8 protein-coding genes are annotated in these 6442 nt (G+C 63.8%); 3 read left to right on the forward strand and 5 right to left on the reverse strand.

The features are described from left to right. Positions 1-13 precede the first annotated feature (13 nt). Both H8A92_RS26810 and H8A92_RS26815 read right to left on the reverse strand, forming a co-directional pair. Positions 14-976 (reverse strand): DnaJ C-terminal domain-containing protein, encoded by a 963-nt coding sequence (locus H8A92_RS26810; RefSeq protein WP_229198538.1) that lies wholly within the window; start codon positions 974-976, stop codon positions 14-16. A 122-nt stretch (positions 977-1098) separates the two neighbouring features. Further along, positions 1099-1509: an RT0821/Lpp0805 family surface protein gene (locus H8A92_RS26815; RefSeq protein ID WP_338026638.1), complete on the reverse strand. Its 411-nt coding sequence runs from the start codon at positions 1507-1509 to the stop codon at positions 1099-1101. A 105-nt stretch (positions 1510-1614) separates the two neighbouring features. Here H8A92_RS26815 and pdxH point away from each other — a divergent pair, with 105 nt between their 5' ends. Next, entirely contained in the window at positions 1615-2256 is a 642-nt protein-coding gene (gene pdxH / locus H8A92_RS26820; protein WP_229198539.1) for a pyridoxamine 5'-phosphate oxidase, read from the forward strand. Positions 2257-2404: 148 nt separating this feature from the next. Beyond that, positions 2405-3157, forward strand: coding sequence for an SDR family NAD(P)-dependent oxidoreductase (locus H8A92_RS26825; protein WP_229198540.1), 753 nt, complete (start codon positions 2405-2407; stop codon positions 3155-3157). Positions 3158-3277: 120 nt separating this feature from the next. On the opposite strand, the gene H8A92_RS26830 is transcribed toward H8A92_RS26825, so the two are convergent. Both H8A92_RS26830 and H8A92_RS26835 read right to left on the reverse strand, forming a co-directional pair. Beyond that, on the reverse strand, positions 3278-3502 hold the full coding sequence (locus H8A92_RS26830; RefSeq protein WP_229198541.1) for a hypothetical protein: 225 nt from the start codon (positions 3500-3502) through the stop codon (positions 3278-3280). 130 nt (positions 3503-3632) lie between these two features. Next, positions 3633-4610, reverse strand: a complete 978-nt coding sequence (locus H8A92_RS26835; RefSeq protein WP_229198542.1) for a magnesium transporter CorA family protein — start codon at positions 4608-4610, stop codon at positions 3633-3635. Between the two features lie 338 nt (positions 4611-4948). Here H8A92_RS26835 and H8A92_RS26840 point away from each other — a divergent pair, with 338 nt between their 5' ends. Further along, positions 4949-5626 carry a L,D-transpeptidase gene (locus tag H8A92_RS26840; protein ID WP_229198543.1) on the forward strand — a complete coding sequence of 226 codons (678 nt, stop codon included), beginning with the start codon at positions 4949-4951 and terminating at the stop codon, positions 5624-5626. Positions 5627-5650: 24 nt separating this feature from the next. Here the strand turns inward: H8A92_RS26840 and H8A92_RS26845 are convergent. Continuing rightward, on the reverse strand, positions 5651-6442 hold a 792-nt coding region (locus tag H8A92_RS26845), incomplete at its 5' end, for an extensin family protein (protein ID WP_229198544.1).

Consider the following 6442-nt stretch of genomic DNA (forward strand, 5'->3'; position numbering starts at 1 on the left):
GCGCCCTCGGCGGTCAGCCGAGATCGCTTCGCGGATTGTAGGGGTTACGCTCCCGCCACGTCTGCATCAATGCCTCAAGCTCGGCATCGTTCCCGTCCGGAAGGATGATGCGGGTCGTGACGTAGAGGTCGCCGGTCACCCCCGCCTTCGACAGCCCCTTGCCCTTGAGGCGGAACGTGCGTCCGCTCGAGGTATTCTTCGGGATCGACAGTTCGACCGCGCTGCCGAGCGTCGGCACGCGGACCTTGCCGCCGAGCACCGCCTCATAGAGGGTCACGGGCAGGTCGATCCGCAGATCGTTGCCGTCGATCTTGAAGAACGGATGCGGCGCGATCGAGATCGTGATCAGGAGATCGCCGGGCGGATGGCCTTGCGCGGTGTCGCCCTGCCCCTTCAGCCGGATCTGCTGGCCGGCGGTGACGCCGGGCGGAATCTTGACGTTGAGCTCACGCCCGGTCGGCAGGCGGACACGCTTGTCGCCGCCCCTGACCGATTCCTCCAGCGACACCGTCATCGCGACCGAAAGGTCGAGGTCGACGCCGACCCCGCCGCCGTCGAACTCGAACGGGCTGGCTCGGCCCGCACGGGCGCCGCCACCACGCGCGGCATTGCCGAACATGCTGTTGAGGATGTCCTCGAAGCTGCCACCACCCATGCCGCCGCCACCGGGGCCGCCGCGGAAGCTGTACTCGAAGCCGCCCGGACCGGCACGGCCGCCGGCACCACCGCCGCCGGGGAACCCCTGGAAGCGCGGCTTGCCGTCGGCATCGATCTCGCCGCGATCGAACTGCTTGCGCTTGTCCTCGTCGCCGACGATCTCATTGGCCGAATTGATCTCCGCAAAGCGGGCAGCCGCCTTCGGGTCGTTCTTGTTGTTGTCAGGGTGATGCTTCTTGGCGAGCTTGCGATAAGCACTCTTGATCGTCGCAGCGCTTGCACTCCGCTGCACCCCCAAGACCTCATAGGGGTCGCGCATCCGTCACGTCTCCTTCACGGGAAAATCAGTCCTGCTGGGAACCCATCCGGGCCCACTTTGCCTTCATATGGGGGCTCAGTGGCATTTTTGCAACTAGTCCGCTACCGGCTTCCCCGGAACGCTCAGGACTTTCTCCACGGCTTCAGACTATGGATTTCCCACCGCCCCTGTCCAGCCTTGCAGGCGGCGCCCTGCAGCCAGCTCTCGGTGGCTCCATTGACATAGCTGGCGAGGAAATCCCGGCACGTCTTGCCGTCTTCGCCCGAATAGGCCTGGGCGAGCGGTGTCACCGATCCGCGCGCACCGGTTTGAGGGTTTTCCCACGGCTGGCTGGAATCCTTGTCGCCCTTGGTCAGCACGTCGGAGGCGGCGTTGCGGGCGAAGGCGAGATCGCTGTCGGTCGGCATGGCAGCGTTGACCTGGGTCGGGCTGATCGAGCCGGTCACATCCTTGTCGTCCAGTTTGGCGAAGGCATCGGTGCGGGACAGGCTGCAGCCGCTTGCGCCGACGCCGATCAGGATCAGTGTCACCACCGCGCCTGCCGGGTGGATCGCCGATAGGCCAACGCGCCCCCATGCCCTATATAGGGCTAGAAACGCGCTCTCGGACGCGGGCGAACGCAAATCGGGACTCCTGACATGACCGACACGACCTCCATCAAACACCCGACACCGTTAACATCGGGTGATTTCACCGCGGCGGAGGAGCCGTTCGCCCTGTTCGGCGAATGGTTTGCGGAGGCGGTCAAGTCCGAGCCCAACGATCCGAACGCGATGGCGCTTGCGACCGTCGATGCCGACGGGCTGCCCGACGTGCGGATGGTGCTGATGAAGGGCTTCGACGCCGACGGCTTCGTGTTCTACAGCCACATTGCCAGCGCCAAGGGCCGCGAACTGGCCGCAAATCCTAAGGCCGCTTTACTGTTTCACTGGAAATCGCTGCGCCGACAGGTGCGTATCCGCGGGCCGGTGACGCCGGTCACCGATGCCGAGGCCGACGCCTATTTCGCCACAAGGCCGAAGCAGGCGCAGATCGGCGCCTGGGCCAGCAAGCAGTCGCAACCGCTCGAAAGCCGCTTCGCCTTCGAGCAGGCGATCGCCAAGGCCGGCGCGAAATACGTCATCGGCGAGGTGCCGCGGCCGCCGGGCTGGAGCGGCTGGCGGATCACGCCACAACGCTTCGAGTTCTGGCACGACCGCCCGTTCCGCCTGCACGACCGCATCGAATTCCGCCGCGATGCCGCCGCCAGCGCCTGGTCGAAGGTGCGGCTCTATCCCTGAAAAAATGCGACCGTCATGGAAGGTCAAAAGTGCGAAGCGCGTCTTCGTGTAAGATGACCCCGGCCATCGACGTCCCCGATCTTCAAACGTTCGAAGACGTCGATGCCCGGCACGACGCCGCGCATGACGAAAACGAAAGAAACTGTCGATGACCCGCCCTTCCAATGCGCCGCGGCGCACGCTGCTCCTGACCGGCGCGAGCCGCGGCATCGGCCATGCCACCGCGATCCGGTTCTCGTCCGCCGGCTGGCGCGTCATCACCCTCTCGCGGCACGCGTTTCCGGAGGTCTGCCCGTGGGGCGCCGGACCGGAAGACCACATCGAGGTCGATCTCGGCAGCCATGACGACACCGTGCGCGCGATCTCCGAGATCCGGCAGCGGCTGGATAACGACGAGCTGCACGCGCTGGTCAACAATGCCGCGATCTCGCCGAAGGCGCCCGACGGCAGCCGGCTCGGTACCCTGGACACCGACATCGAGACCTGGACCCACGTTTTCCACGTCAACTTCTTCGCACCGGTCATGATCGCGCGCGGGCTGATCGAGGAGTTGAAGCACGCCAAGGGCGCGGTGGTGAACGTCACCTCGATCGCCGGCTCGCGCGTGCATCCGTTCGCGGGTGCAGCCTACGCGACGTCGAAAGCCGCACTGGCGGCGCTGACGCGTGAGATGGCGTCGGACTTCGGCCGCGTCGGCGTTCGCGTCAACGCGATCGCGCCGGGCGAGATCGATACCTCGATCCTGTCGCCGGGCACCGAGAAGATCGTCGACCAGCAGATCCCGATGCATCGCCTCGGCACCCCGGACGAGGTCGCCAAGATCATTTACGTTCTCTGTACGGAGACCAGCTCTTACGTGAACGGTGCGGAAATCCACATTAACGGTGGTCAGCACGTCTGAGCTTCGGATGAGCCGCAATTTCGGGGAAGGAAGTTTCGAGGCGATCCCGGCCGCCGCCGCGGCCGTCATGCTGGGATTGCTTCACTTGCAGGCGTAACGACGCGGACGAGGCTTCTGCCTCTAGTCGGCGTAAAACCGGCGTGACTTCTTCTTCTCAGGCTGCCGCAGCGCGACGTCGTTCAGCGCGCTGGAGCATTCGTCTTCGTCCTCGCCATCAAGCAGCGCCGCGTCACAGTAACGGCAAAGTCTCGGCGAGATCGCCTGCACCTTGCCTGCTGCGCGGTCCTGTTGATAGCGCGCAAAGTCGATGACGTTACGCCGTGGCGTTATGATCTTCTCAACCATTGCTGTCCTCCGGCTTCGAGGCAGGCGTTATCGCAGACAAGTTTCGCCCAAACGTTCAGCGCAACGCTCAAATTTTAGGAGAGGAAATAAGGCAGAAAAGCGCGTCCCAAAACGCGACGATGGAACTGCGCTAGAGCCACTTCTTCCACTTGAAAATCCAGTACGGCACAACAGCCGCGACCAGCATCAACACCAGCGCAAACGGATAGCCGTGCGTCCATTCGAGTTCCGGCATCATCTTGAAATTCATGCCGTAGATCGAGGCGATCAGCGTCGGCGGCATCAAGACCACCGCCATCACCGAGAACAGCTTGATGATGTTGTTCTGTTCCAAATTGACCACGCCGAGCATGGCATCGAGCACGAAAGTAATTTTGCTGGAGAGGTAGGAAGCGTGGTCGGTCAGTGAGGCCACGTCACGCTGCATGGTCTTGAGCTGCTCGCGCATGTCCTTGGACCATTTCACCCCTTCCACGATAGCCGAGAGGAAGGTGACGAGACGGCCGATCGAGACCAGGCTCTCGCGGACCTTCGAGGTCAGGTCGCCCTTGCGGCCGATCGCGATCAGGATCTGGGAATATTGCTTGGCGTGGCCGTGGCGTTCGCTCTCCGGCTCGAAGATGTCGTGGGAGACCTGGTCGATGTCGGCCCCGCAGCGCTCCAGGATGTCGGCGCAGCGGTCGATTACCGCATCCAGCAGTTCCATCAGCACCTGCTCGCCGGTGATGCTGGGGGCACAGGCGCGGGCCAGCTTGTTCTCGACCAGTGCGAACGGCTTCGGGAGGTCGTAGCGCACCGTAACCAGCCGATGGCCGGTCAGAATGAAGGTGACCGCCGTGGTCCGCGGCATGTCGGTATCGGATTGGCACATCAGCGTCGCGGTCATGTAGCGCGCGCTGTTCTCGATATAGAGGCGGCTGGAGATCTCGATCTCCTGCATGTCTTCGCGGGTCGGAACCGCGATCCCCGCCAGCTTCTCGACGGCCCTGTCCTCCTCCACGGTCGGATTCGCCAGATCGACCCAGACCGCATTTTCCGGCAGCGCCGACAGTTCCGTGGCGACGACCTTCTTGAGGCTGAAATCGGAAGGGACGAACACCGACAGCATTAACGAACTCCACGAAACGGGCGGGCAGACCGGCGGACTTAGCGCGATTCTGGCTGGGGCTTCATGACCGGGAGATTAACCGGGCGTCCATCTTTGTGGCGGCCAGGTGGCAGGGATGTGGGCTGGGCTCAGCAAACCGTTGCCTGTTTGCACAAAAACCGGACCCGCGCCAGAAGACTTGCGGCAAAAAAGCCACAGACGGCGTCCCGCGATGCGGGAACGGCATCTAAACTCTGGGAATAATGCCACGCTTCGGCAATAATGCCCTTCATGGAATCGTGGCGTTTGGGGCGTAATGTTGGCGCTTTCGGGCGTGGATTTTCGATTGGAATGTAATCATGTCGTCGCTCAAAGTTACCCTCGGGATCCTGACCGCGGGCCTGATGTTGTCGGGCTGCATGCAGGCCACGACCTATGAGGCAACCAATACTGCTGCCTTCAAGCCGCGTGACAAGGAACTTCTCGCCAAGACCACCTACGTCAAGACGCCGGTAGCTGAACCGTTCCGCCGCGCGATCGTCGAATATCACCGCAAGGAAGCCCCCGGCTCCATCCTGGTCGATTCCGACAACCATTACCTCTACTACGTGCTGAACGACGGCAAGGCGATCCGCTACGGCATCACCGTCGGCGAAGAGGCCATGGCCTGGTCCGGCATTGCCAAGGTCGGCAGCATGACCGAATGGCCGGCCTGGCACCCGACCCCCGGCGAAATCTCGCGCCTCGGCGTTCCGACCTTCGTGGCACCCGGCCCGGACAATCCGATGGGTTCGCGCGCGATGTATCTCTATTCGGGCGGCAAGGACACGCTGTTCCGCATTCACGGCACCAACCAGCCGGAATACATCGGTTCGTCGATCTCCTCGGGCTGCATTCGCATGACCAACGAAGACGTCATCGACCTCTACAACCGCGTCAAGCTCGGCACCATCGTCGTGGTGCTGGAACCGAAGCACGGTGACTCGCCCTACAAGCCGCAGATGGCGTTGCAGGGCGGCAGCATGGCCACCTACTGAACCGCACCTGATAAGCGGACGAGATCAAAAGCGCCGGCTCTGCCGGCGCTTTTTTGTTGCCTTCGGCTTGATCTCGGCAGCGCTGTCGGAGGCCGCCGGATCATCTGATTCCGCAGCATCCGCCTTGCCGTCGGCAGCCTTGTCTTGGTCGCTCTTGCCGTGATCAGCCTTCGCTGCATCCAGCTTGCCGCCATTGGATTTTGCGGCGACCTCGCGCGGCGGTGCCTCTCCGGGGCGCTCGGCCGGCAATAGCGGCGCGACACGCGGCAGCGGGTCGTACACGTTCCACTGGCAGATCCGGTAATTGTTGCGACGCTCCGCAAGGTCGAGATGGATATGGTCCTCGTGGTACCAGTCCGAGCCCGGCCCGAGCACGGTGGAGAAGCGGGCGCAGACCGAATGCAGCACGGTCTCGCGCAGATCGCGCGCCACGCTGCGGTCGGTCAGCGAGATCGACTTGCCATTGGCGAGACCAAAGGCGCGCACATCGAGCGCATTGGCGCGCCCGTGCTCGGAGAGCTGCGCGCCGACGACGCGATTGCGGCCGCGGCACTCGAACGAGTCGAAATTGTCGAGATTGCTGATCCCGCCGCCGAGGGTCTGCGCCAGTGGCGCGATATCGGTGCGGACCCAGTCGGCGACCGCGGCTGCCATCCTGCAGCGGAGGATCGCCGCGGGTTTGACCGCGACCTTGCGCTTGTCCGGCAGCACGATGGCCTCGAGCCGCACCAGATCCTCGCCGCCGCAGCCGCCGGCGCCGTGGATATCCGGAATGCTCGGTGCGATCGCGATCTCCTCGGTGAGCGCCTGCCGGCA

Origin of the sequence: Bradyrhizobium acaciae (genome assembly GCF_020889785.1) — a bacterium.
Classification (GTDB): domain Bacteria; phylum Pseudomonadota; class Alphaproteobacteria; order Rhizobiales; family Xanthobacteraceae; genus Bradyrhizobium; species Bradyrhizobium acaciae.

Bases quoted from the DNA above. Each gene is read 5' to 3' on its own strand.
- H8A92_RS26810 (WP_229198538.1), bottom strand. From the start codon at position 976: ATGCGCGACCCCTATGAGGTCTTGGGGGTGCAGCGGAGTGCAAGCGCT.
- pdxH (WP_229198539.1), top strand. From the start codon at position 1,615: ATGACCGACACGACCTCCATCAAACACCCGACACCGTTAACATCGGGT.
- H8A92_RS26825 (WP_229198540.1), top strand. From the start codon at position 2,405: ATGACCCGCCCTTCCAATGCGCCGCGGCGCACGCTGCTCCTGACCGGC.
- H8A92_RS26830 (WP_229198541.1), bottom strand. From the start codon at position 3,502: ATGGTTGAGAAGATCATAACGCCACGGCGTAACGTCATCGACTTTGCG.
- H8A92_RS26835 (WP_229198542.1), bottom strand. From the start codon at position 4,610: ATGCTGTCGGTGTTCGTCCCTTCCGATTTCAGCCTCAAGAAGGTCGTC.
- H8A92_RS26840 (WP_229198543.1), top strand. From the start codon at position 4,949: ATGTCGTCGCTCAAAGTTACCCTCGGGATCCTGACCGCGGGCCTGATG.